1 protein-coding gene is annotated in these 509 nt (G+C 49.1%); it reads right to left on the bottom strand.

From position 1 onward, the window contains the following. A partial coding sequence (locus NGM62_RS22040) for an IS110 family transposase (protein ID WP_262250456.1) occupies positions 1-403 on the bottom strand: 403 nt, incomplete at its 3' end. Positions 404-509: the final 106 nt, after the last annotated feature.

Here is a 509-nt window from a genome sequence, read left to right as displayed (position 1 = left end):
TCATCTTCTGCTGGAGTTTGCTATACGAACGCGTGTAGCTTCTCAGTTCCTGGATCGCATCCCCCGGAACGAAACTCCCCCGGAGCATGTCCTTGTAGAGGAGCTGGGCAATCCATTGGGCATCCTTAACGTCACTCTTGCGGCCGGGCAGCTGCTTGATCAGGAACGGGTTGACAAGCATCAGCTCAAAGCCCATCCCTGACAGGATATTCCAAACCGGAACCCAGTAAATACTCGTGCTTTCCATGGCTACACGGGCTACCCCTTCGGTTTTCAGGTGCTGGCCAAGTGCCTCGATACTGCTACTGAAAGTCTCGAATACCTCCACCTCGGAATAACGTTTACCATCGAATACGGCACAAAAAACACTATCTTTGTGCACGTCTAATCCTGCTGTTCTCATTATTTGTTCTTTAGATAAACAAAGGTAGGAAACAGACTAGCGGGGCGCCAATGCCCCGTGAATTTTTATCCGCTTGTGTGTAATCGAAGGATTTAATGTACATTTG

Origin of the sequence: Parapedobacter soli (assembly GCF_025460835.1) — a bacterium.
GTDB classification, from domain to species: domain Bacteria; phylum Bacteroidota; class Bacteroidia; order Sphingobacteriales; family Sphingobacteriaceae; genus Parapedobacter; species Parapedobacter soli.
The sequence above is the reverse complement of the archived record's forward strand: the minus strand, read 5'-3'. Positions and strand labels throughout refer to the sequence as shown.